This window comes from Sporomusa acidovorans, assembly GCF_900101845.1.
Taxonomy (GTDB): Bacteria; Bacillota; Negativicutes; order Sporomusales; family Sporomusaceae; genus Sporomusa; species Sporomusa acidovorans.
In genome coordinates this window covers 52,826-76,839 of the sequence record NZ_FNAM01000003.1, presented here as the reverse complement: position 1 = coordinate 76,839, position 24,014 = coordinate 52,826, and the positions used below count along the sequence as shown (strand labels likewise).

Sequence of the window (24,014 nt, the reverse complement as noted above, 5' to 3'; positions counted from 1 at the left end):
TCCTCGCGGTCAACCTTGACCGCCACAAAATAATTATTAAGCAGCGCGGCAACATCCTGATCCTCAAAAGATTCCCGCTCCATAACATGGCACCAGTGACAAGTTCATCAATGCAAGTCGTCAGCTATACCCAATAGAAAGGAATATCGGCTTATCTTCGGCCTTTGCTTTTGCAAAGGCGTCTGAGCCCCACGGGTACCAATCCACAGGATTATAAGCGTGTTGCAACAGATAAGGCGATTTCTCGTTTGCCAATCTATTGGGTATTTTCTTTTCTGATAACATGCGCGACCACCTCCCTTACTTGAAATTAATTTTTACGTCGATAGTATTTCCCTCACGCAGGTAAACAATGCTTTCAAGGACTGTCCTATACAAGTCGTTACGCTGTACATTATCGGTCATTGTCCTGATATTAGCAAGAAAATTTATAAGGTTTTGCTTACGTTCCTCATCGCTTATGTTTTGATTGGATTGGTAAATTTTCTTCATTTCGTATAGTTCGTCTTCGATTTGACTTACGAGCTTTTGCCATTTTCTTTTTCTTGTTTGCCATTCCTCCCGGTTATAATCTCCGAGTTCATAAGCATCATTTACTGTTTCCAACGCTTTTTTATATTTTTGAAGCAGGTTTTCAAGTTCACTGATTTCTGCTTTAATTTTATCGGAATGTTGGTTGTCTACTGGTTCATTGCTATTTATAATTTCGCTCTGATACTTTGATATTTCTTTCAAAATAGTCTCTTCCAAAGTATCCGACAAAATGCCTTTATTACGACATTTATTGCCTAGAGGGTCTATATACCAACATGGTCTAACAAATGCTTTACCGTTAACTAAATGGATCGTATGAGTATGTCCACATTTGGCGCACTTGACAAGTCCTGTCAATGCATGTGATTGCTTCCGGCTTTTTGTGGGTATCTTTTTCCTGCTGCTTAGAATGGCAACAATACGATCGTGTTCTTCTTTAGTCTTCACTGCTTCGTGGCAATTCTCCACAACAGTCCATTCACTTTTAGGTAACACTTCATAGTTTTTAGCATTCGGGCGTTTATTTTTATGGCCGCTCCCTTTCGTCTTATTGCTAATAATCTGCCCTAAATGTGTTTCATCAAGCAAAAGTCTCTGTACAGAAACAGCACTCCAATAATTACCCTTTGGAGTAAAAATCCCTCTTTGATTCAGGTTTTCAGCTATTTTCTGAGATGAAATTCCCGATAATGCTTTTTCAACCATTTCGCGATATATTGGCAATCTTTCATCATTAACAACAATACCTTTTTCATTATACTTATCACGATAACGCTGATATACATAAGGGAATGGAGGTATACCATTTGTCCATTGTCCACGCCTAGCACCTATGATCTTCCCTTGCCGTAAACGCTTAGTAATCATCTTGTATTCTTGCCTAGCAAAAAAGCCTTTTAGGTCGGCATATGTATCATCTATATCGTTATTAAGATCATAAATCTTATCCGGCGTAATAATAAGCGTTTCTGACTTTTGAAATGCCTTTTTAAGCCTGTCTTGTTCTCCAAGGTCGCCACGTCCCAGCCTATCGTATTCAACAACACAAACAGCGTCATATACCCCGTCTTCAATCTCTTTTAAAAGCTTGGTAATCTCTGGGCGCATATCAATACTATCGGATGTCCCAACTTCCCTATATTCAACGAACTTAAAGCTGTTTTTGATACACAATTCGGTGAGTACCATCCGATGTTTTTCCAGGTCTTCCATGCTTTCAGCACGAGACTTTCTAAGATAGTTTGCAACATATCGAATATCATATTTTCTGTTTTCTAAGTTCATCGGATTTTCACCATCTTTAATCATTAATTATCGGTGTATCACTTCAACAGTGTATCTATTATTACTATAGATCATCAGTGATACACCTGTCAAGAGTGATTCTTTACATCAGTGTATCAACCTTGCTATAATATGGATAAGTTGAGGTGATATAAATGGCAACAACAAAACCACGATTCATGGTTTCCGTAGACGAAGATATGTTTAAGGAAATAGAAGATTTTTGTTTTGAAGGACGCTATCCAACACGCTCGGAAGCAACTACCGAACTAATTCGTTTAGGCCTGGAAGTCGTCAAAAAACAAAAAATGCAAACTGATACCAAAATGAGTAAAGATTAACGCTCATGTTTTCTTAATGCCAGGACAAGAAAGCATATTTTTCTTACTCTGTATTTCAAATAATTTTATTCGAAAACTCCGTAGTGCTTTTTCAGACGGAGTATTTGTTATGACTTTTATTTTTAATGTCTTAGTATCCATAAAAACCGCCCCTTCCTCACTGCATTTTCTCTTCCTACTAAAACAAAAAATAGTTGGCAAAGCTCAACGAAAAAAAATAAAAAACTGCCTTAAATCTTCTTGGCACTCAGAAGACTAAGGTAGTCATTTATTTTTAAGTAGCTTCATCCGATACAATAAAAACTTATATAGTAACCGGCTATTCGCAAATTGCAGTTTAAATATTTTTGTTTTGCGGAATTAACTCCAGAGGCACTCACCAAAAGAATCGCTATCACAGCCATGCCCTTTTGTATCTGCTAACTGTCCTAACATAGGACGATAATTAAAAGTGAGGCGGAAGTGTTAATGAAGAAAGATTTACTCAAGTATAGTATGCAAATCGCAATGTCAAAACAATTATTATCCCGCAAATTGATTACAGAAGCAGAATATGAAAGGATCAAACGTAAACTAATGAAAGATTATGGAATTCTATCTGACCTTATGGCTTGAACTGTATTTAGAAAAAAGACACTCAATGTGTCTTTTTTCTTATACCCAACCAATAACAATAACCTAACTTACAATCCACACAATAACCAGAGTGTACCTTGTACCTAATATAGAAAAAACTTTACGGACGGCATCTATAATACCCACGGGAATTTCACCCCTGCACTTCTGTGCAGCCGTACCTTTGCCTGCGACAGTTTCTCTCTGCTCGGACTATAGCTATACGGGAGTTTCATTATCTGTATCCGCAAAGTCTATACTGCGCTTTTGCACTTTCTTTTTCAAAGATCAAGATCATCTTCCTTTACACGGCACGGAATTTTAAAATCCCAGCAATCAGCTTATTTTGCAGTTCGGTTTTCAACTCGTAATCCACGCAAATATATAAATTTCCGTACCGGTCATATAATTCTTTGGATGCCAGCCGCGTTATATAGCGTTCATAGTACGTTAACACCTGCCCTATTGCAGGTTCTTCTCCCCGTACAGCTGCTGAAATAACAGCAAGCGGAAGTAGTGAGCGTTTCCGTTTCGATTTCTTTAATTTAGCGTTCTCTTTTTTCCTCATCTGCCAAATCCTCCAAATACTTTTTTAGTTGCTTTAGTGTGGTGTCTCTGCGATATGATACGGTTCGCCGGATAAGATGCAGGCATGCACCAATCTCGCTGTCCGTCATATCCAAAAAGTACGACAGTAAAACAATTGCCCTTCGGTCCTCGGATAATGCTTGTAAAGCTGCACCGAGAAATACATCTTCCACGCTCACATCCATACCCAATACACGAAATACATAAGTATCTTGACAAGGAGCAACAGAAAAGAAACGCTGAAATCTTGTGTCTTCGCAAATATCTTCCGAGAAACATTCTCTTTGTCTGCGACGACGTACCACTTGATCGTAGTTGCGAGCATGGTTCCGTAAGACGCTTTTACAAAAACTATCAAAACGCTCCTGGCATTCCAACATATCACCCCCTTTCAAGCAAAGAGAGATCTATGCGAATGCACAGTTTGTCCTATTTATTTGTGTCCGCAAAGACACTCTCTGCATTTTCCCTTCATATAACTAAAACAGTTGAAAAAAGTATTTGGGCAAATTTACCAGAAAAATTCGTCAAATTAAAAAAATCTGCCTTAGTCCTCATGCTTTCCAGAAGACTAAGGCAGATTTTTCCTTTTAAATAGATTTACCCGATATCAGGTTTTCCCCGTTTATCAGAATATCTAGTCTGACAATCAGGATAACGCGAGCATCCCCAAAAGAATGTTCCTTGTTTCTTGCCGCTGCGTCGCTTCAAAATCCCCTTTTTGCAAACCGGGCATAGGATTTGTCCCTCAATTACTGAAATGGTTTTTCCCTTAGCTTCTCCAAGGAGTGTTTTGACAAAATCCGTGGTTGAGTGAAGAAAAGCTTCGGCGGAAAAGTTGTTTTTAGCGATGCGCGCAAGTTTGTCCTCCCAAATTGCCGTTATATCGGGATAAGCCAGTGATTCTGGCAATGCGTCAAACAGCTTTTCTGCAATATCCGTTGCATACAGCATGTTTTTTTCGATACGCAGGAATTTTCCCTGTACGAGTTCATCTAAAATTCCTGCCCGCGTTGCCTCTGTGCCGATACCGGAGCATTCTTTCATCTGCGCCTTTAAGGTCTCTTCCTGAACAAAATGGTGAATATTTTTCATAGCTTCAATAATGCTAGATAAATTGAACCGTTTCGGCGGCTTTGTTATTTTCTCTTGTACATTCATTTCCCGTAAGCTTACTTTATCCCCATTTTGCAAATCCGGTAAAACGGCTTCCTCCTCTGGCTTTTCATTATCTGGTTCTGCCTTATACAATGTCCTCCAGCCTTCTTCCAGTACCACTTTCCCGGTCCCTTGAAAAGTATGGTTACCGATACGAACACGAAGCGTAGTCTTAGAAAAGCGATGCGGCGGATAGAATTGTGCAAGATACGAGCGGGCAATTAAGGCGTAAATATCTTGCTGCTCTTTAGTAAGTCTTGCCTTATCGCACAGGAGCGTCGTCGGGATAATCGCATGATGCGCCGAAACTTTTTCATCGGCCCAGGCCCGGCTTTTTCTGTTCACATCCGCGCCTGCCACTTCTGCCTGCCAGCCGGACCGTGCCAAATTTTCCAAAATGACTTTGGCATCCTTGAACTGAGTTGCTGGCAAATAATCGCAGTCGGAACGCGGATAGGTCGTCAACTTTAACTCATATAGTTTTTGCGCTAGATCCAAAACCTGCTTCGGCGTATAGCCGAGCTTGCCGGCTTGAATCTGCAATGCGGATAAACTCAATGGCAGAAGCGGCGCCTCTGCGGATTCCTTTTTTGTCACATCTTCAACCCGAAAAGCTTCGCCATTTTTTACGGACTGTAGAATTTCCTGAATCACGTTCTCTACACGGTCTCGTTGTAAGATCCGCCCTTCGCTGTCGCAGCCGGGAAACGCTTCCGGTATCAGCCACACTGCCGAAAAGCATTTTCCCGTTTGTTCAAGATTCGCTTTAAGCCCGTAATGCTTGGTCGGCCGAAATGCTCGGATTTCCCGTTCGCGCCTGACGACCAGCGCCATGGTCGGCGTCTTGACCCGGCCAATCCGCATGACCTCATCATATCCCGCTTGCCTAGCCATGGCCGTATAGGCGCGTGTTAAATTCATGCCAATCAGCCAATCCGCGCGGCCGCGTGCCAGCGCCGATTCCTTAAGAGGTTGAAAATCGGCATTATTTTTCAAATCCGCCAAAGCCCGGTTAATAGAGATTTCATCCAAAGCATTCAGTAACAGCCGTTTCACCGGCTTTTTATTTTTCAAATACTCCAGCAGCTCGTCCACCAGCAATTGGCCTTCCCTGTCCGGATCGCCGGCGTGAACGATTTCGTCCGCCTGTTTTAGTAGTTCCTTAATCGTTTGATACTGCTCTTTAGCCTCCGGCTTAACGAACAGTTCCCATTTTTGAGGCACAATCGGCAACAAGGCAGGCGACCACGAAGCATACAGCGGATCATACATCTGCGGCGACTTCTGCTGCAAAATATGTCCAAACAGCCAAGTCACCAAATCGCCTGTCCCGGCAATTTCAATATAGCCACTCTTTTGTATCCCCTTTCCCAAATATTTTGCCAGTTCGCGGCCAACACTCGGTTTTTCGGCAATCCAAACTCTCATTCAGATTCCCTCCCGTCTGCGCTTGACTGCGCCTCCTGGTTAAGCGGATTTTCCAGCACCGGGGATTCTGCCGGCCTCTCATATTCCCCGCGATTGGCCGCAACCATCTGAGCGACCTTTTCCATATCCACCTGCGCCAGGGAAAGATTGGCCTTTGCCAAACGTAAACCAAATTCTTTGCACTCGCGGGTAAACTTTTCCTCTTCTAGATCCCTGATTTTCCTTTGCAAGATTTTCATTTCCGCAGTTGATTTTTTAAGCCGCTGCTCTGCTTTCTGCCTGCGCTGGTAAAGAATGTAAAGCCTTTCTTCCATCTCGACAATCGTTTTCGGTTTTGCCGTGGTCATCAATCTTCCCCCTCTTTCTTTGCTACTTTGCCTGCGGCAAAGTGCAGATAAAGGCGGCGATCGGTTTCAGAAATGGCACGGCATTTCAAGGCACACAGAAATCCAACTAATAAGGAAAACTCCTCTCCGCTCCATTCCTCTTTACGCTGCCAGCCGGCCTGTTGCAACGCATCACAGAAAATATGGGCGTGATATTTATGCACCAACGACCGGCTGACCTTATCCAACCGCTTTAAAGCAAGCTTCCTCTGTTCGATTTTTTTCTCGACTGCCGCTAACCTATCCATGTCTTTCCACCGCCTTTTTTTCATTATACGAAGCTCGTAAACCCTAGAATAGACGGTGTGCACAACTCCTACAACAGCGTGCAACATGATTTTTTCGCAGCCATGCTACAATGAAAATGAAACAGTGGACCGAAACAGAGACAGGCGCACTTATGACTTGACGATTTCGTCAAGTCGCGCCAAACCCATCTGCCGCTTGCCTTCGGCGGCACTGAACCTGCGGTTGGCCAATTTTCTTTCAAGGAGGTACACGGAGTATGGCGCTTTATCACTTTACAATCAAAGACAACAAAACACCGGGCGGACGCATCATCCTGGCCAGCGATCACGCCGAATACAATCACCGCGAGGGAAAGTATGCAAACCTTGATCAAAAGCGCGCCGGACATATCGCGGCTGCAGATCATCTTGACTATATTGCGCGGCAGGAAAACTACAGCCAAAAGGAAGGTTTTATTTGTGGCGGACACCATCTGCCGGCCTGGGCGAACAATTCACCAAAAACTTTCTTTCAGGCAGCAGACGCTTATGAAACTTCTGCCCATACCTATAAGGAAATTGAATTTGCCCTGCAAAGCGAACTGACGCTGGAACAAAATCTTGCCCTCGCTCAGGAATTTATCAACAAACATTTGGGGACAGACTACTATTACTCCTATGCCATTCACAACAAACTGGCAGCCATGGGCGATGGCGAGGAAAACCTGCACTGCCATCTCATGTTTTCACCGCGGAAACTGGATGCCTTGGAAATAGAAAGCGAACGCCAGCCACGCTGTTTTTTTCAAAAGGCGCGCCGCCTCTATACCCGTAAAGACGGCAGTATCGTAGACCGGCGCCGCGATGGCGGCTGTGCCATTGCTCCTATCTGGAATAAACAAGTGGAAGGCCGAAACCACCTGCTATATCTGCGCGAGGATTTTGCCAAAATGACGAATGCCGCGTTAGAAAAATATGGGCATGCGGATCGTGTCGACCACCGCTCCTATCGTGCCCGCAGACAGGAGGCCGCTCAGAAAGGGGACGCCTTGACGGAGAGGCTCTTTTCCCTGGAACCGGAAAAACACATTGGACCAACGGTTGCGAATACTCCTGATCACCCGTTGGTGATTGCCATAAAAGAACGCCGTGCTCTCCGCAAAGAACTTTCGCAATTAATTGAATCCGCTGACCGTCTGCAGAAATTACAAAATTATAAAAATGAGCGAAAATCCAAAAGACGAACCGAGCAGGTGGAGAGTCAACTACACAACACATCGGATGAATCCCCCCTCTCTCCTTCTCTTGATCTAACCGCTGCGCAAAAAGCAACGGACCTTGCCTACCAAAGCATCCGGCATTTTGGCGAATGCCTGGTTGCCGAACGTTTTTCGGAAATGGGCCAACAGGAAAGAGCGATTTTTTCCACGTTAAAAGATATACATCGCAATAAGCAGTCTTTATCTAATACCCTTGAAGCAGTCCGCGAAAAATGCAGTGAAGAACAAGACCATCTTGCCAGCTTACAGAGGCAGGAGAATAAAACCCTGTCTCAACAGATCGCATACTGCGAATCAGCACTGACCATCTTGCAGTGTAACGAAGACGAGGCGCTGCTCTGCCAAGCCCTCGAAGACTGTACGGAACAAACACGCCAAACGGCTAAAGCGCTTCGTTCCATTTCCCCACTCATAAATAAAAAAGATCGACTGGGCAGAGCCTGTCTTACCTATTTGCAACAGGCATCACAGCTTGAAGCATTTGAGCAGGCCGCTCTTACAGAAATTTCTTTGCAAAAAGAAGAACTCAAAAAGCAGGCCACAGTTTTAGCAGATAAGGAAACGGGTCATCTTACCTATCCACAGGCAATTCGCAAAGCACAGGAAGACTACATCAGAGCGCTCAATCATCCGGATTTTTTGTCCGCCTGGCAGAAAGACACTCAGGTCTCGGAAAATCTTTTTTCCCTAAAGCGCGCTCAAAAAGATATAGAAAGCCGCCTCAAAACGGCTTCTTCGCCCCAAGAGACTGCCACACTTCTTGCCGAGCAACAACGGCTGGAAAATATAGCCCAAGTTCATGCGGCGGAACGCAAACAGCAACGCGGCATATTGCAGGAAATCCGTAAAGACCTTAACACACCCAAAGCTAAATCCTATGTCACCCGTAAAGCGAATGCGCTTCTGCTTGCACAAAAACCGCAGCAAGACGCCTACCGTATGCTGCAGGATAAGCTAAGTGAAACGACCGACCGTATCCGTCAGCTCTCGCTCCTTCGCTTAAAACTCATAAAGGAAACCGCTCTGGTCAAAAACAAATTCTCACTGCTGCCGGCCAGGGAGGCGCCGCAGGAGCAGCACTATACGGCGCAGGAAGTTCAAGGCATTTTACGTACGGCATTCTATTCCTTACGCGCTGAGCAAACGCGCGTTACGAAAGAGATCCACGCGTTGCGCCCGCTCTATATTTCCGAAAAACGTGCCCAAACAATGGCGCTCTATCGCCTAGTGGATGGTAGAATTCAGACGCTTAAGAAGCTAAAAAAAGAGCTATCCGACTCAGAACGCAAAAGACGCAGCACAGAAGATTCTCTCCTTTCCCGTGAACACGCCTTGACCGTACTGCCTAAACCGAGATGGTATGATAAAATCCTAAGCACCCAAACACACCATCAATACCGGAATGCTCAAATAGCTGCAAAAACACAAAAGATGCATACTCTTGCCGCAGCAAAAACACATGCTGCCTTAAAAGAACGCATCTCATGTCTGGAAAAAGAAATTGAACAACTAACTGCGACGCCGCAGGCTAAAGAAAAGCTATCCGCAATCACAGCCGGAATTCTAAAGAAAAACCAAGCCATAGGAGAGGAAATGCAGCACCTGACAAATCGTCAAACTGAACTGAGAAATCAAGAAAAAGAGATGGTTGATCTTCTCGCAGCAACAAATAAGCAAGTTCTCGCGGATCACCGTCAAAACATCCGTTACTCAGCAAAAGGAATCCCTGCTTCCACTGACGCAGTTTCCCTAATTGCCCGCTCTTTCACTGCAGAATCCGCCGCCTGCGCTGCCGTCGCCAGAATAACCGAAGAGGATAATTACCTGCTTGATTCTGCTGCTAAAACAGTAGCCGAGCGTGAAGAAAAGCAACGTAAGACCGCCTGGGAACATGATGAATTTTAAGTCTGTTTCCTATCCAATATATCGTAATGCAGGTCTTTACAATTAAGAGTTCCATCCTTTATTTAGCAAATTTTATATATTTAATACAATCATCCGGCACCTGGGCACTTGCGATCAAGCTCAGTCGGCTCTCCCCCTGTAAGTCGAATCATTGATGCCTGCAATGCGGGCATTTCATTTGCCTGGCTAGGTATTTTCACAAAATTGAACCCCGGTTTTCACGCTGAAAACCGGGGTTCTTTGACACTCTGAACCTGCTATTACGCCGACTTTTAGTACTTATTATAAAATTCCCGTCGGACGAATTCTATACATTTATCTAAAGCATTCTCAAACTGCTTGTTGATTTCAGTTGCATCTACATTCGTTTTGCTTGCTCGCTCACATTCTTCGCCCAGTTCTTGTACTTTGTCACATAACTCATCATATATTTTTTTCTTATATTCCGGTAAGACTTTATATTTCACATGATCAGCCCTTAATCTCGAAAAATTTCTACTCTCAGCCTAGCCCCTTTTGATTCTTTTTTAAACAAGTTAGTCTTCTCAGGGCTGTTTCAAGTTGATTAACAAGTTCGGTGTCTTCCCCCTTTCTGTTCCTGGTCTATTTGCTGGATAAGTGCCTTATGTTATCGCAATAATGAGCTATTACTCTGTCATATGCCTGTTTCTTTTCTTCTTTTTACAACACATAGTTATCCTTCCCCCTTGTACAAAAAAATCTTTGCGATATTTAACTCATCCAACCTACTACCCACATAATACCATTTATTGCATTATTAATGCAACAATAATGCTTTTATATTACAGTGCAATTGCATATTTCTGCCCATATAATGAACGCAGGGGGGAATATGTATTGCGTAAACCAAGAAGATATATTGAAAAATATCGTGAAATCGGCCGAAAAGTTGCCTTTTATCGTAATTTGCGAGGATTAAGTCAGGAAGCCTTGGCTGAAAAAATAGAAGTCAGTGTAAGCCATATATCTAAAATTGAAGCTCCACAAGCTAATACTGCATTTTCAATAGATATGTTGTATCTAATTGCTGAAGGTTTGGAAGTTGATATAGCCGCCTTTTTTAATCCAATCGAAATTAGTAGCCCATATATGAAAAAATAATTATCATCCGGCACAGCCGGGGGTTTCCTTAAAGGGCTAGCCCTGTATTATTAGCCACGCCTAAAAGGCGTCTCATACGGTCTACCACATGCGATAAGCTGTTACTTGCTACCCGTTAAACGGGTCTTCATATTCTAGTGTTAACTGTTCTCCCAATTGATCCTCTTTTAGTTGCTTTTTGATGTACTCTTTTATCTTTTTTGCATCTTTTCCCGCCATCTACATAATAGCCTCTACTCCAAAATTCCCGGTTTCGATACTTATATTTTAAATTTCCCCATTTTTCATAGATCATTATGCTACTTTTACCTTTTTAAAATCCCATAAAACTAGATACACTCATTTTAGGTGGTATTTCCAGTAGCATATGTATATGGTCTGCACATACTTCGGCTTCGATTATATTTACGCCTTTCCATTTACACAATTCCCTTAAGATTGCTCCTACTTCCAGTCTTTTATCTTCATAAAAAACCTTTCTCCTATACTTTGGCGCAAATACTACAAATACTATATGATATTTGCAGTTCCATTTTGTATTGTACAATCTAGGCATGAAATTTCAGTTCTGCAGAACTGAAATTTCATGCCTAGATTCTTTATTATGGGAATGATTGGCTAACGTTGGACCATATTGGGTTTAACGGGTGGAGGAAAGTAGCTCCCTGACGACATCCGATTCCATATCTTATAGAGGTTGTCTTTCAGATTTGTTTCAAATGCTGCCAAGCTTTCTTCATCTACTCCTGCTGCGCCCTTATTTGTTTTTACTCGTCGGGAATGCCTCTAGGCCTGCTGGCCGGTACTTTATTGCAGGCGGGTGGCAGCCCCTTGGGTTCCGTTCTGCTGGCCGGCCAGGCGCTTGCCGGCGTGGTGGCCGAGGAGAGCCATGCCTAATATCATCCTGTTCCTGTTCGGCTTTGGCGCGTTGGCCGAAATGTTTAAAGTGGGCGGCGGCATCTCGGGTTTTGCCAAAATCACGGAACCATATATCAAAACCGAACGGGACGCCCTGCTCAGCGTCCTCTGGGCTTCGCCGCTCACCTTCCTAGACTGCTGCTTTCATGTTATTGCCACAGGGACCATCAGCAAACCCTTGTTGGAAAAGGCGGGCGGCTCCAAAAACAAACTGGCCCTCTTCGTCAACACCACCTCTTCCCAGCTCATCGTGCTCACTCCCTTTGCCACCACTTATGTCGGCAATATCCTGGGAGTCATCGGCTCGTCCATGACCCAAGTCGGCCTAGCCGGCAATCCGTACAGAATCTATCTGTCGGCAATCCCCTTGAACTTTTACTCCATCAGTATGTTAGGTATCAGCATCCTTGCCATCTTTTACTCCTTCCAGTTTAGCTGGCTAAGGCTGGCCCAGCCGGCTTACAAACCGGAATCTGCTGCCGGCGACCATGATTCCCACGAAGCCCACGGCGAATGTCATTATCAGGGAAAAGTACCGCCCCGGGTCGCCAACCTGCTCCTACCGCTGGCTTTCTTATTGGCATTAATTACGTATCTGTTTTGGTGGACCGGGCAAGCCAAAAGAGCAACATCCGTGGTCGAAGCCCTGCTCAGCGCCGATTATGAAAAAGCCATTTTTGTGGCTACCTTCGCCACGCTGGTAGCCACCACCCTGCTCTATGTGCTGCAGAAAATCCCCATGAAAGAATTGCAAAGCTATTTTTTAAGCGGCGGAACCGAAATGCTGCCGCCCATCGTGATTTTGCTCCTGGCCTGGGCGATTACCGGTGTGACCCAGCAACTGGGCTTTAGCACTTTTATTGGCGGCTTGCTGGGAAATGCCCTGCCGCCGCAGTTGGTTCCGGTCATCGTGTTTGCCCTGGGCGGGCTGGCTTCTTATTTTATGGGGTCTTCCTGGGGGACATGGGCCTTGGTCATGCCGCTGGCCCTGTCCTTGTCCGTAACCACCGGCGCCAATGTGCCGCTTACGGTCGGCGCGGTGCTGGCCGGCGGTTCGATTGGTGATAATCTGTCCCCGTTAGGCGAGACGCCGGTATTGACTTCGGCGATAATGGATATTCCCGTTACCGGGCATGTCAGCTAGGTCATGCTGCGCTTTTGACCGCCTTCACCTCCGGGATCATTTCCTTTCTATCCCCCTGCGTTTTGGCTGTTTTGCCGACCTGTACGGCATTTTTAGGCGGTGCGGGCAGAGCCATTCACTGTCCCCGCGTGTGGCAGTTGTGGGTTAATATTGGTATTTTCTTAAGCGGGTTTATCGTTGTCTTTCTTGTGATTGGTGCCGGCGCAGCCTATCTGGATCAAGCCCTGCATAGTTATCAGCACGTCATTAGTAAAATTGGGGCAGCTTTCATGACCGTAATGGGCTTACAGCTTAGCGGACTCATTTCTTTCTCTATAGCTAGCTGTAAGTTCCGGCTGCGCTTTCCAGCCAGTGCCGAACCCTGGGGAATTTTCCTCCTGGGTGTGGCCTCCACTGCCGCCTGGACTCCCTGCAACGGCCCGCTGCTGGCACCGGTATTCGTATATGCCATCACTTCACCATCCTTATTACAAGGAGTTGCCCTCTTTTTCGTTTACGCCTTGGGGTTTTGTCTTCCCTTCGCCTTGCTGGCAGTTACATTGGAGCGGTATCTAAGTAGGATACGCCTCTTTTCACGCCGGATGAATATGGTGCAGCGCATGACCGGTATACTGCTGGCAATCAGTGGGGTGTTACTCTTTTTCGAGCTGATTGGTTAAGAATTTGGGGTTCATTTACAATTGCCGGAACAGGAGGAAACAAATGCAGGCGAGATGCACACTAATAATAAGGGTAACACTTCGTAAAAGCAGGGCTGCAGGCAGGCGGTTTTCTCGGTCTGCACGAAGGATAACAAAGTGGCATACAGTTTGGCAAACAATTTGGCATGCAATTGGGCGCACATGTTTGCCGCAGTTCAAATTCAGCAGGCCATTCTTCTATTTCCGGATCATCCCAAAATTTTTTCAAAATTATCCCTCCAAGATATAATGTACATAATATCTTATGTAATATTTTATGTTGTTTATAGATAATGGGTTACATAAAATCGCGAAGGAGGACATTTTTGCCGCCACGCACTATCTGTCGCGATTGCCATGTAGTTAAAACTAAACTCGGACGTAGTATGCCTAGCGTCGTTTATAGCTCTAGGCATACTATATAGTAAGCACCCCCCCGCAGAAACATTTGCAGAGAGTGTGCTTGTTTTTCGTAAACTACTTGTCCACCGCATCAACAGCAGCCAGGTGCTCTTCATACGTTTTACTGAAACAGTGAGAGCCGTCCTCGGCCACGACAAAGTAGTAATAAGGCGTGTCTGCCGGATACAGCACCGCCTGGATAGCGGCCATGCCGGGACTGGCAATGGGTCCTGGCGGCAGTCCAGGGTTCTGGTAGGTGTTATACGGTGACGCGATTTGGGTATCGGCAATCGTAAGCTCGGCCTTAGGATAACCTAAAATGTACTGCACCGTCGGACAGGACTGCAGCGGCATACCCTGTTTCAGGCGGTTGAAAAATACGCCCGCAATCACCGTCCGCTCCTTCAACCCTCTTTCTCCAGCCTACCCGGGCTGCCACCCGGCAGCGTTTCCGACAAAAACAGCATGATATACATCAGGCAGCCCACCCCGGTGACAATGGCTACATCGGCCGAATTAAACACCGGCCAGATGCGAAAATCGAGAGAGTCCACCACATAACCTGTCGTTACCCGGTCAATTAGATTACCCATCGCGCCACTCGCTCGACAAATGGCTGCTGGCCTTGCCGGTAAAGAAAATCTTCCAGACAAACCGGTTGTTATTCGATGACGGCTATCTGGATAACTACACCACTGCACTGCCTATCCTGGAAAAGTATGGGTTGCGCGCAGCTATCTTCTTACAGTTGACAAAGCTGGCCAGCCTGGCTACCTGTCTTGGCAACAAATCAACGACATACAGGCACGCGGGGTAGATATTGGTTCTTACACCCTGTCGCACGCCGCGTTAACCGACATTTCCCCCACTCAAAGAGAACGTGAAGTCCTGCAGTCTAAATCGATCCAGGATGCTCACCTGAAAAAACCAATTGAGTTCATAGCCTACCCGCACGGTAAGTTTGACGTGGCCTTGTTTGAACTTCTTACATCTTCCGGTTATCAAGGAGCTTTCTCCGGGGTGGCAGGCTTAAATTTTACTGATGCAAATACCTACCAGCTAAAACGGATTTCGATATTGCGCCCCAAATATGACATCTGGAGTTTTCAGGCCCGATTGACCAAAGCTGTTGTTTATAGTAAGCTCGGAATTTAATATTGCTGTAGTCAGCAAAGTGCCTTGCCTATTTTGTGGCAGGGCACTTTTTAATACCTTATTATCAGTGTGTATAATATATCTATCATATATTTATACACTTACAAATTTTTGTCTATCTGCAAACAAGCAACGAACCCTAGCCTTGGCTAGGGTTCTATAAATAGGGGAGGAAGTTGATTTATATAAACCAGATAGAGTTAGCTATCTGGGTAGTTATTTATATTCTGCCTCTTCGTTCGCCTTCAATTTTGCAATTATATTGATAACATAAATTATTACAAACAAGTTCATAAAAAACAGAATCCACATTATCTTTCATCACTCCGCTACATTTAGTTCGCTTTGTCTTGATAGGTATATAATACACGATCACTGTGAAGAACTGATGAAGATATTATGGTATTTTCGTGAACTTTTGCCGGTAACATAACATAGAAAGAGCTACCCTTGCCTACTGTGCTCTCTACCTGTACTTTACCACCGTGAATCTCTGCAAGTTGCTTAACGATAGCCAGACCAAGGCCTGTACCCCCACTTTTTCTATCCCGCGACTTATCGCCCCGGTAAAAATGGTCAAAGATATAAGGTAAATCAAAAGCGTTAATACCTGGCCCATTATCGGCAACAGTAACCTTTACCCAGTCCTGCTCTTCTAGCGTTGTTAGTTCAGTGGAAACAGTTACCTCCCCACCGGTCGCAGTATAGCGAATAGCGTTAGTAATAAGGTTATAGAAAATCTGGCATATTCTATCCGCATCAGCCGTAATGGGGGGCAGTTCTTGGGTCAAGTTTTGCTTTATTATGATCTCTTTTTCGTCAGCAAGAGGTTTTAGCATATACAAGGCCTGCTCAATTGTCTGATTGACGGCAACCTCTTTGACCTCTAATGACAGTTGGCGCACTTCGGCAAGCGACAAGTCCTTCAAGTCTTTGATTAGGCGCGATAAGCGGACAGCCTCTTCGTGGAGGGAAGTTAACTGTTTTTGGTTAGGCTCAATGATGCCATCAATCATTCCCTCCAGGTGGCCTTGGATAACAGCAAGCGGTGTTCTGAGTTCATGGGCTATGTTGGCGAGAAACTGCTGCCTGAGCTTATTGTTATTATCCAGCGTTTCCGCCATGCTGTTAAATATCAGGGCAAGGCTTCCGACTTCATCCTTGGAGGTTACGGGTACTTTCTGAGCAAAATTACCCCGCTCAATCTCCAGAGCAGCGGCGCTTACTTTTCGCAAAGGTATGGTAATACTGCGGGCCAAGGCATAGCTTGCCGCCAACCCGGCTACTAATAGGGCTACGCCAACCCAAATAAGTGATTGATGTACTGATGTTAGGAAGTTTTGTTCTGGTATCCCCATCATGACAGCCTGCCCATGACCGCCAGGGTTCATGTGAGTCATCATACTGCGGTGCATCTCCATGTGCTGAACGGTAACATACTCCTGGAACAAATCGGTCATTTGCGAGTTAGCCAAATAGATAAGTAAAAATACGGTTATGGCTACCGCCAGGAACATGAGGCCTGTAATCCGATAGATAATGCTATTCATTTTGGCTACCTGCCATACGGTAACCTACACCGTAAACGGTTTGGATGTATACCGGCTCTTTGGGATTATCCTCAATCTTACGTCGCAGATTCTTGACATGCGCGTCAACAGTGCGTTCATAGCCTTCGAAGGAATAGCCCTGGATCTGCTCGACGATTTGCAGCCGGCTAAATACTCTACCCGGGTTCGCCGCCAACAGTTCCAGTATCTTAAACTCGGTCGGCGTGAGCTCAACAGGCTGTCCGCCTTTTGTTACCTGATATTGTCCCAGGTCAATGACTACATCGCCCATTCGAACCGGTTCAGTTTTCACCGTTGCCCGCTTTGTCCGGCGTAAGATAGCTTTGGCGCGGGCCACCACTTCTTTAGGGCTAAAGGGTTTCGTCACATAATCATCGGCGCCAATTTCCAGGCCGACTAATCTGTCACTCTCTTCATCCCTGGCAGTCAGCATTAAGATAGGCACCTCGCTGTCCCGCCTGAGCGTCCTGCAGATATCCCAGCCATCCATCCCTGGCAACATTAAGTCAAGCACCAGGATATCGGGTTGTTTGTCCCGGGCTGTTTTCAAAGCAGCCAGACCATCATTGGCAGTATATACGATAAACCCATCTTTCTGAAAATACAATTCTAGCAACTCTACCAACTTTACATCATCATCAACAATTAAAACCGACCTTTGTGTCATGTTCTTCCCTCCAGTAGTATCCTTTAGCAAAGACTGGCGCCCGATACAGACGCCAGTCTTTATTTAGACTTTAAACTTTTGCACGGCATCCTCGAGTTGCTGAGCCATGTGGGCCAAGCGTTGGCTGGACGCTGCCATTTCTTCCATGGAAGCCGACTGCTCCTCCGTTGCGGCCGAGATGGTTTGTGCTTCAGCGGCGGTATTCTTACTGATTTGTTCGATATTTTGAATAGAGCTTACTATCTGCCGGCTGCCGCCGGCTACTTCATGAATGGAAGCCGATATATCGGTGACTTGGGTGGATACCTGCTCTACAAGCACCATGATTTGTTCAAACGCGTATCCGGCTGTGTTTACCACCTCGGTACCTGCTCTAACTTCCTTGGTTCCCGATTCCATGGCGGTAACAGCTTGTGTGGTATCACCCTGGATTTCACTAATGAGTCCGGCTATCTGCTTAGCCGCCTCTTGGGATTGTTCGGCAAGCTTGCGCACTTCTTCGGCAACTACGGAAAAACCGCGCCCCTGTTCCCCGGCTCTGGCAGCTTCAATGGCGGCGTTAAGTGCCAGTAGATTCGTCTGGCTGGCGATACCGGCAATGGTATCAACAATCTGACCAATCTCATTTGACCGCACGCCTAGTTTGGTCACTAGTGTTGCCAGATTAGCCACCGTTCCTTCAATGCTGGCCATTTGCCGTACAGCCGCTGCTACAGCCTTATTACCTTCTTGGGCAGTATTAGCCCCTTGGTTGGCAACCCCAACTACAGTACCGGCGTTTTCGGCTACATGCTGAATACTGGCTGACATCTTATCTACTATGCCAGACGTTTCGTTTACCGCTTGGGACTGCTCTTGTGTACCGTGAGCGACTTCCATTACCGACGTGGCAACTTGGGTTGCCGCTTGAGCTGATTGCTCAGCGCCCTCAGTCAGAACGGCTGAGGCGGCGGCTACCTGCTCGACTGAGTCTGTAACCTGCGACACTAGTTTACGCAGGTTTTCTGTCATAATATTAAACGCTTGACCAAGATGCCCAATCTCGTCTTGGGATAGGGCGACAACGGTCTTGCCGGTGAAATCTCCTTTGGCCATTTCTTCGGCCCGTGTAACCATGTTTTGTAGCGGATTGACAATAACCTGGGCAATATAGCGCCCCAGGCCAAATGCGGCTACCATGGCAATCATAGTTATAGCGACAATCCAGGTAATTGCCTCAGCTGCCTCCTTAGCGCTGTGCTCTGCCCGAGTAGCAGCTTGCTTAGCCTCGTTGTTGGCCAATTCCTCCAGCATGCTGTTCGCATGCTCAACATGCCCGGCAGCATTTTTTTCAAAATAGGCGTAGGCTTCCTGTTTCTTACCCGCCAACGCCAATTCGATTGCCTTATGTCGTTCCTGATGATAGGTATTGAACATTTTCTCAATCTGCATCAGCTTTTCTTTTTCATCATCATGAACTACCGTCTCGTATTGCTTAAATAGCTGTTCAACATCGTCCATCCGGGTCTTGGCTTCAGCAAGCAGCTTATTTTCTTTGGTTTTATCCATATGGGCCAGGAGAACTTCCATCGTAATGCCCAGCGCAGCCTGCGACTGGCTGCGGGCGGCATTGACCCATTTGACTGGCAGCAGATTTTTGGCATACATGTCATCTTGCGACTTTTTAATATGGGTGGTTGCCTTAAAACCTACATAACCGATTATGCCCGAAAAAAACACCATCATGAGTACTAAACTAAGTATTTTCCGCGCTGTTGGCAAATTTCGAAACCATTGCATCATCCTTTAAACCCCTCTCACCATTTCTAGATACACTACCATTGGTATATTTATATATAAGGAAAAGTATTATTGATTTCGTTACATTATGTTCTATATCCTTTTACTTTGTCACTATAGCGAAAATCTTAGATGTTTTTGGATAATATTGCTACTATCACCGGCCGCATCCGCTCATCGGTACGCGCCATATGATCAAAGTGTTTGACATACCACACCGCAAGTGTAAAAAAGCCAACACCCCCGGCTATCGATGTCAGCAAGCTGTCTATCCCTATATAGGAAACTGCATAATTTCCTGCCAGCGCACCGGCAAAAGCCGCAAGTAATGGCGCCATATAGACAATAAATGCCGCCTTGAGCATATTCACCTCGCGAATCTCAATAGCTACTCGCTGACCTGGTTTAGCCTCAACCGAGTTTAGGGCTTCCACAACGATGGCCGTATTGCCTGGGCATGAGCCGCAATTCTCACAGTCGCTATGCCGGCTAGCCTTAACCTTGGCCATCTTACCGATTACTTCCAGGATGATACCTTCTTGCTGTTTATCCATTCTTTTCACTCTCCGTTCTAATTTCATTACTCATTTACCTATATTATACAAATTAAATATGAAGATCTTATGAATATGGTATGAAGATATTATGAGTTTTGCTGAGAACTGACCGTCCCAGTACCAAAGCAATCGTCGAAAGCCAAAATAGAACCAGGATATCCAAGCCGGTTTCGGCATGAATATCCTGGTTTATTCTCTACCCTATTTAGCTACAACAGTAGTCATCATGCCGCCATCTTCGTGATCGAGAATGTGGCAGTGAAGCATCCAGGTGCCAGGGTTAGTCATCGTAAAGGCAATATCTACATACTCGCCAGCTGGTACATTAACGGTATCTTTCCATATTTCCCGTTCGGGAGCTTTGCCGTTTTGAGATACAATCTGGAATTCAGTGCCGTGAATGTGGATGGGGTGATCCATTTTCTCGGCTGTGCTGATGTCGTTGTTGACAATCCGAACCTTTACAATTTGTCCAAGCTTGACCTGCAATGCAGGAACATCAGGATACGATTTGCCGTTAATGGTCCAACGCATGCCGCCCTGCATCTGCATCTCATTGGTTATACTTGGAGCCGGTACTCCATGTCCGGCATGCCCGCCCGCCGGTGCGGCAGGCGCAGGCTTGGTACCATGAGACGGCATATCCATCACTGAATTTAAGTCAAGCGAAAAGTCAGGGGTGCGGTTTTCAATGCCGGCAAACCCTTTCGCTTGGGGCGCGACAAAAGGTGATGCTACCATGGCGACTTGCCCTTGTTGGTATTGTATGGGAATTTTAATCCCTAGTTCACTGCGCTCGCTTTCCATTGTATAGGATTGCCCTGCATCACCGACTGCTGCCACTTCAGCATCAAGGCGCTCGCCAGGCGATAAGGTCAGTACGTCAGTCTCGTATGGCTGGGGCAGAGGATGTCCATCCGTATGGGTAACGCGGAAGCGGTGACCTGCTATTTTAATGGTGTGAACGGCAGCGGTTGACGCGTTAATAAACCGCAGCTTGTGAAGTTCGCCTTTCTTCATGACTAATGGTTCTATCGCTGAACCTGATTTGCCGTTTACTGTCTCGATATTACCGAACCGCTCCATGTCGCCTCTGGCTGTTCCTTGGAGGCGATTGCCGTTTGCGTCAAGGTACCAGTCATCTAAGACATAGATATGATCGCCGCTGTACTTATCATCTTCCGGAGCCTTGACGATAATCGGCGCATATAGTCCATTGTCAACCTGGTCAAGCACCGGGCGGTAGTGAGAATGATACCAATAGGTACCGGATTCGTTGACTGTAAAGGAGTAGGCGTACTTTTCACCCGGTTTGATGGTTTTTCCCGGGCCATCCTGGTCGTTTGGTATCACCAGGCCGTGCCAGTGAATGGTTGTTGTTGAAGGCAAATTATTCACACCGGAAACGTTGACTGTCTCACCTTTTTTTACGATAATGGGCGTTCCCGGTACAGTCCCGCCATAACTCCAAACCTTAGTAGTCAATCCCGGCTTGATCTCCCAGTTAACCTCTTTCATATCCAACTTGATGTTGGCGGCCTGGCCTGTAAAGGTGCTGAAGAAAAAAGCAATGGCGGCAGATGCTGCCAGCAGACTGAGCGCAACCGATTTTTTAGATACCATAATAAATCCCCCTATCCGAATGTTCCGATAGTATCGAGTTTGTATTGCAGATATTCTTATAACAAGTTTATCATAAAAATATGAAGAACTTATGAACTTGCTATGACCTGTACAAGATATTTAGCAATGCCAAAATGGACAATCCATGTCAGTCAATGGTATAGCCTTTGCTGCCCTCGGCCTTGGCATAGGCATGGCCTTTCCCATAACGGTTCCTGTACAATACGCCAAATTCATGTCGATTGCACTCTTGGCCTCGCTGGATTCGGTGTTTGGCGGACTGCGGGCCGTACTGAGCAGTCATTTTGATAATGTTGTCTTTAGCACCGGATTCTTCACCAATGCTCTTATGGCAGCTGTTTTAGTCTATATAGGCGAGCGTATCGGCATTGACCTCTATTACGTGGCGCTGTTGGCGTTCGGTCTACGCATTTTTCAAAACCTGGCCATTATCCGCCGTCACATGCTTAAACGGTAAAGACTAGCTATACTATAAAGAGGCTTTCCCTATTGCGGGCAGCCTCTTTGTTTTTCCATTAAGTCCCTATCTGTTACTCAGCTTGCGCTCCCCCTATCTTTCACTGACAGCAACTAGCTTTTTAAAAAACAACAGCTTTTCTACTTTTACTCTAACAGTTTTAAAGCTCGTTGCCACACTGTCAACGTAGTACACGTCTATACCATCTACTACAACCTTTGGATAGCTTTGAACCTTCCCCTGATCAATTCCCAGTCGCACGGACGGGAGCTGCGCCTCGCGGCCGCCCTTTCAGACACTGCCTGGTCGTTTGGCAACGGTAACGGTGATGGCCTTATCCTTATTATTTTTCATTATATAATTAAGGGCATCAGGCTCAATAATGATATTTATTTTATTCACCTCCCGATATCGTGGTTTTGGCTTCAGTATAGCAAACGAATGTGAATTATTTATGAAGAAATGGCGTTTTTTGTATATTAATTTCCAGGTTTCAGAGCATACCGCTCAGGAAAACTCCTTTAGATTGCACTACCCCTTACATAAATTATAAAGTACAGGCTACCATATAACCAATACCGCTTTGAACCTACAACGGGGAGTGCAGCCTATGAACATACTTGCTCGCTTAGCACGCAGAATACAAGCCGAAGGACTGGGAAAAACCATTAAGTATCTCGGCTATGCTGGCTGGGATGGAATAAAATCATCACTACAAGACGCCATACTTGACCTAAAGTACAGCGGTCGGCTGCTGACAGGGCATCTCCCTACCGCCTATAAGCACCTTGGTGCAAATGATGTATATCATACTGAATACTCGGCCATGTCGATCATTTTTGACCAAGTAACGATCACGCCACATGACGTATTGGTTGATGTCGGCTGCGGTAAAGGACGCGTCATTAACTACTGGCTCAGCCAGGGATATACCAATAAAATATATGGCCTTGAACTTGACCCAGTTGTGGCCCAGGAAACGGCTGAGCAGTTCGGCGCTTGGGCTAATGTTACCATCTTACCTGGTGATGCTATCAAGAATCTCCCCCAGGACGGAACCGTCTTTTATCTCTATAACCCCTTTTCCCGCGAAAAGTTCTATGATTTTGAATCACATATCACTAAACTGGCGCACGCTAAAACGATAACTCTTGTATATTACCGGCCAAAAAGCCTGCATGTATTTAATAATGGCCGCTGGCATATTCGACTGATTGATTTTGACCAGGACTTAGGCATCCATCAATGGGGCCGGCTAAACAAATACCACAAGCTTGCTATCCTTACTCCGGTAAACTAAAGTGCAAGTTGTTCCCAGGCCGGCAACAATTCCCGCCCATGTCTGTCGTTTAGTTTAGTAGCCATTTACCAATTTACGTCTGTTGTACCACCATAAAAGACCATAGGTAACTGTTACCCCAACAACAACCAGGGTAAGACGCAACAGATTTTCCTGATAGTTTACAACATCATAGCCCACCACTACTTCTAACGCAGTTGAAGGCAACTTGCCAAGAAAGTTAGCCATAATATAATCCTTCAGTGATATACGGCTCACTGCACCTAAGGCGGTAATGATTCCGGAAGGGAAATAGGGTAACATCCGGGCAAAGAGCATCATCTTGAAACCGCTGGCACCGCTAAATTCATCGATTTTCTGCAGCATATTGCTCTTCTTGATTAGTTCCTCCGCCGAGCTGCGCAGCACCGTTCGCATTAAAATAAAACTTAAAATTACACCAACAGTCTCGGCAAACCAAGAAATCACAATACCGGGTCCAATGCCGAAGACTATGCCGTTGGCAGTAGATATGAAAATGGAAGGCAAAAACCTACCATATTTATGAGTATATCGATAACAATACTAATGACAATGGCCCACGCCCCGAAAGAACGGAGAAATTCAATTGTGCCATTTATATCGCCGCTTGTTGCCAAATACCAGATAGTCGCAAACAAATCCGGTCTGGCCAGGTAAGCGCCCGCAATCATGACCGCCAGCACCACGACAGCGGCAAGTTTAACTACTACTTCGCGATTTATTTTATTCATCATTTTACGTCTCCTTCAACGTTTGATATAAGGTACTACGAATACTATACCAAGACATTGTGCGATTCTCGTGAAGGAAATATGGAGTTCTAATGAAGAAAACAGTAGGGAGGCTAAAAC

The 24,014-nt window shown here is 45.5% G+C and carries 29 protein-coding genes and 1 pseudogene; 10 read left to right on the top strand and 20 right to left on the bottom strand.

Going from position 1 to position 24,014, the window contains the following annotated elements:
• The 3 genes from BLR65_RS31590 to BLR65_RS03910 form a co-directional block, all read right to left on the bottom strand.
• Positions 1–83, bottom strand: an 83-nt coding sequence (locus tag BLR65_RS31590) for a DUF255 domain-containing protein (RefSeq protein ID WP_218130618.1), incomplete at its 3' end; no start/stop codon positions are given.
• A 37-nt stretch (positions 84–120) separates the two neighbouring features.
• Positions 121–285, bottom strand: a complete 165-nt coding sequence (locus BLR65_RS03915) for a DUF255 domain-containing protein (RefSeq protein ID WP_093792694.1) — start codon at positions 283–285, stop codon at positions 121–123.
• A gap of 15 nt (positions 286–300) precedes the next feature.
• Positions 301–1,842 (bottom strand): recombinase family protein, encoded by a 1,542-nt coding sequence (locus BLR65_RS03910; RefSeq protein WP_093792692.1) that lies wholly within the window; start codon positions 1,840–1,842, stop codon positions 301–303.
• Between the two features lie 131 nt (positions 1,843–1,973).
• Here BLR65_RS03910 and BLR65_RS03905 point away from each other — a divergent pair, with 131 nt between their 5' ends.
• Together BLR65_RS03905 and BLR65_RS03900 are read left to right on the top strand one after the other, a co-directional pair.
• The gene (locus BLR65_RS03905; RefSeq protein ID WP_093792690.1) at positions 1,974–2,159 is read left to right on the top strand and encodes a ribbon-helix-helix domain-containing protein; all 186 of its coding nucleotides are present in this window, start codon (positions 1,974–1,976) and stop codon (positions 2,157–2,159) included.
• A gap of 468 nt (positions 2,160–2,627) precedes the next feature.
• A complete protein-coding gene (locus tag BLR65_RS03900) occupies positions 2,628–2,774 on the top strand; it encodes an SHOCT domain-containing protein (RefSeq protein ID WP_093792688.1) in 147 nt (48 codons plus the stop codon).
• A 304-nt stretch (positions 2,775–3,078) separates the two neighbouring features.
• On the opposite strand, the gene BLR65_RS03895 is transcribed toward BLR65_RS03900, so the two are convergent.
• The 5 genes from BLR65_RS03895 to BLR65_RS03870 form a co-directional block, all read right to left on the bottom strand.
• Entirely contained in the window at positions 3,079–3,342 is a 264-nt protein-coding gene (locus BLR65_RS03895; RefSeq protein WP_093792686.1) for a helix-turn-helix domain-containing protein, read from the bottom strand.
• The gene (locus BLR65_RS03890; RefSeq protein ID WP_093792684.1) at positions 3,320–3,742 is read right to left on the bottom strand and encodes an RNA polymerase sigma factor; all 423 of its coding nucleotides are present in this window, start codon (positions 3,740–3,742) and stop codon (positions 3,320–3,322) included. The genes BLR65_RS03895 and BLR65_RS03890 overlap by 23 nt, the downstream gene beginning before the upstream one ends.
• Positions 3,743–3,962: 220 nt before the next feature.
• Positions 3,963–5,948: a DNA topoisomerase 3 gene (locus tag BLR65_RS03880; RefSeq protein WP_093792680.1), complete on the bottom strand. Its 1,986-nt coding sequence runs from the start codon at positions 5,946–5,948 to the stop codon at positions 3,963–3,965.
• A complete protein-coding gene (locus tag BLR65_RS03875) occupies positions 5,945–6,295 on the bottom strand; it encodes a hypothetical protein (RefSeq protein ID WP_093792678.1) in 351 nt (116 codons plus the stop codon). Before BLR65_RS03875 ends, BLR65_RS03880 begins: the two co-directional genes overlap by 4 nt.
• On the bottom strand, positions 6,295–6,606 hold the full coding sequence (locus tag BLR65_RS03870; RefSeq protein WP_218130615.1) for a hypothetical protein: 312 nt from the start codon (positions 6,604–6,606) through the stop codon (positions 6,295–6,297). The genes BLR65_RS03875 and BLR65_RS03870 overlap by 1 nt, the downstream gene beginning before the upstream one ends.
• Before the next feature lie 233 nt (positions 6,607–6,839).
• Between BLR65_RS03870 and BLR65_RS03865 the strand changes: the two genes are divergently transcribed.
• Positions 6,840–9,746, top strand: a complete 2,907-nt coding sequence (locus BLR65_RS03865; RefSeq protein ID WP_093792674.1) for a MobA/MobL family protein — start codon at positions 6,840–6,842, stop codon at positions 9,744–9,746.
• Positions 9,747–10,018: 272 nt separating this feature from the next.
• Here the strand turns inward: BLR65_RS03865 and BLR65_RS03860 are convergent, their stop codons facing one another.
• Entirely contained in the window at positions 10,019–10,213 is a 195-nt protein-coding gene (locus BLR65_RS03860; protein WP_093792672.1) for a hypothetical protein, read from the bottom strand.
• A 391-nt stretch (positions 10,214–10,604) separates the two neighbouring features.
• On the opposite strand from BLR65_RS03860, the gene BLR65_RS03855 reads away from it, so the two are divergent.
• Entirely contained in the window at positions 10,605–10,868 is a 264-nt protein-coding gene (locus tag BLR65_RS03855) for a helix-turn-helix domain-containing protein (protein ID WP_245692395.1), read from the top strand.
• Between the two features lie 108 nt (positions 10,869–10,976).
• Here the strand turns inward: BLR65_RS03855 and tnpA are convergent.
• Both tnpA and BLR65_RS30735 read right to left on the bottom strand, forming a co-directional pair.
• Positions 10,977–11,424, bottom strand: a pseudogene (gene tnpA, locus BLR65_RS03850) (IS200/IS605 family transposase).
• 492 nt (positions 11,425–11,916) lie between these two features.
• Positions 11,917–12,105: a hypothetical protein gene (locus tag BLR65_RS30735; RefSeq protein WP_245692393.1), complete on the bottom strand. Its 189-nt coding sequence runs from the start codon at positions 12,103–12,105 to the stop codon at positions 11,917–11,919.
• On the opposite strand from BLR65_RS30735, the gene BLR65_RS03840 reads away from it, so the two are divergent.
• The gene (locus tag BLR65_RS03840; RefSeq protein ID WP_245692391.1) at positions 12,097–12,930 is read left to right on the top strand and encodes a Na+/H+ antiporter NhaC family protein; all 834 of its coding nucleotides are present in this window, start codon (positions 12,097–12,099) and stop codon (positions 12,928–12,930) included. The two genes, BLR65_RS30735 and BLR65_RS03840, sit on opposite strands and share 9 nt — an antisense overlap.
• A 14-nt stretch (positions 12,931–12,944) precedes the next feature.
• Positions 12,945–13,589: a cytochrome c biogenesis CcdA family protein gene (locus tag BLR65_RS03835; RefSeq protein WP_169716899.1), complete on the top strand. Its 645-nt coding sequence runs from the start codon at positions 12,945–12,947 to the stop codon at positions 13,587–13,589.
• Between the two features lie 498 nt (positions 13,590–14,087).
• On the opposite strand, the gene mltG is transcribed toward BLR65_RS03835, so the two are convergent.
• Entirely contained in the window at positions 14,088–14,405 is a 318-nt protein-coding gene (gene mltG / locus BLR65_RS03825; RefSeq protein WP_425441011.1) for an endolytic transglycosylase MltG, read from the bottom strand.
• Between the two features lie 11 nt (positions 14,406–14,416).
• The gene (locus BLR65_RS31585; protein ID WP_342741366.1) at positions 14,417–14,713 is read right to left on the bottom strand and encodes a signal peptidase II; all 297 of its coding nucleotides are present in this window, start codon (positions 14,711–14,713) and stop codon (positions 14,417–14,419) included.
• Here BLR65_RS31585 and BLR65_RS30730 point away from each other — a divergent pair.
• Both BLR65_RS30730 and BLR65_RS31685 read left to right on the top strand, forming a co-directional pair.
• Entirely contained in the window at positions 14,638–14,829 is a 192-nt protein-coding gene (locus BLR65_RS30730) for a polysaccharide deacetylase family protein (RefSeq protein WP_245692386.1), read from the top strand. The two genes, BLR65_RS31585 and BLR65_RS30730, sit on opposite strands and share 76 nt — an antisense overlap.
• Complete coding sequence (locus tag BLR65_RS31685) at positions 14,787–15,167, top strand: polysaccharide deacetylase family protein (RefSeq protein WP_425441010.1); 381 nt, start codon at positions 14,787–14,789, stop codon at positions 15,165–15,167. Before BLR65_RS30730 ends, BLR65_RS31685 begins: the two co-directional genes overlap by 43 nt.
• Positions 15,168–15,502: 335 nt before the next feature.
• Here BLR65_RS31685 and BLR65_RS03805 read toward each other — a convergent pair whose 3' ends face one another.
• The 5 genes from BLR65_RS03805 to BLR65_RS03785 all read right to left on the bottom strand — a co-directional run bounded on the left by BLR65_RS03805 (position 15,503) and on the right by BLR65_RS03785 (position 21,364).
• Positions 15,503–16,717, bottom strand: a complete 1,215-nt coding sequence (locus BLR65_RS03805) for a sensor histidine kinase (protein ID WP_093792654.1) — start codon at positions 16,715–16,717, stop codon at positions 15,503–15,505.
• Positions 16,710–17,405, bottom strand: a complete 696-nt coding sequence (locus tag BLR65_RS03800; protein ID WP_093792652.1) for a response regulator transcription factor — start codon at positions 17,403–17,405, stop codon at positions 16,710–16,712. The genes BLR65_RS03805 and BLR65_RS03800 overlap by 8 nt, the downstream gene beginning before the upstream one ends.
• Before the next feature lie 63 nt (positions 17,406–17,468).
• Positions 17,469–19,187, bottom strand: coding sequence for a methyl-accepting chemotaxis protein (locus BLR65_RS03795; protein WP_245692383.1), 1,719 nt, complete (start codon positions 19,185–19,187; stop codon positions 17,469–17,471).
• Positions 19,188–19,312: 125 nt separating this feature from the next.
• Positions 19,313–19,738 (bottom strand): SoxR reducing system RseC family protein, encoded by a 426-nt coding sequence (locus BLR65_RS03790; RefSeq protein WP_093792650.1) that lies wholly within the window; start codon positions 19,736–19,738, stop codon positions 19,313–19,315.
• A 204-nt stretch (positions 19,739–19,942) separates the two neighbouring features.
• Positions 19,943–21,364 (bottom strand): multicopper oxidase family protein, encoded by a 1,422-nt coding sequence (locus tag BLR65_RS03785; protein ID WP_093792648.1) that lies wholly within the window; start codon positions 21,362–21,364, stop codon positions 19,943–19,945.
• A gap of 145 nt (positions 21,365–21,509) precedes the next feature.
• Here BLR65_RS03785 and BLR65_RS03780 point away from each other — a divergent pair, with 145 nt between their 5' ends.
• Together BLR65_RS03780 and BLR65_RS03775 are read left to right on the top strand one after the other, a co-directional pair.
• Positions 21,510–21,842 (top strand): small basic family protein, encoded by a 333-nt coding sequence (locus BLR65_RS03780; RefSeq protein WP_093792646.1) that lies wholly within the window; start codon positions 21,510–21,512, stop codon positions 21,840–21,842.
• 610 nt (positions 21,843–22,452) lie between these two features.
• Positions 22,453–23,142, top strand: coding sequence for a class I SAM-dependent methyltransferase (locus tag BLR65_RS03775; protein WP_093792644.1), 690 nt, complete (start codon positions 22,453–22,455; stop codon positions 23,140–23,142).
• Positions 23,143–23,196: 54 nt separating this feature from the next.
• Here the strand turns inward: BLR65_RS03775 and BLR65_RS30725 are convergent, their stop codons facing one another.
• Both BLR65_RS30725 and BLR65_RS30720 read right to left on the bottom strand, forming a co-directional pair.
• Positions 23,197–23,610, bottom strand: coding sequence for a TVP38/TMEM64 family protein (locus BLR65_RS30725; protein WP_245692380.1), 414 nt, complete (start codon positions 23,608–23,610; stop codon positions 23,197–23,199).
• A gap of 23 nt (positions 23,611–23,633) precedes the next feature.
• Positions 23,634–23,897, bottom strand: a complete 264-nt coding sequence (locus tag BLR65_RS30720) for a hypothetical protein (RefSeq protein ID WP_245692377.1) — start codon at positions 23,895–23,897, stop codon at positions 23,634–23,636.
• Positions 23,898–24,014: the final 117 nt, after the last annotated feature.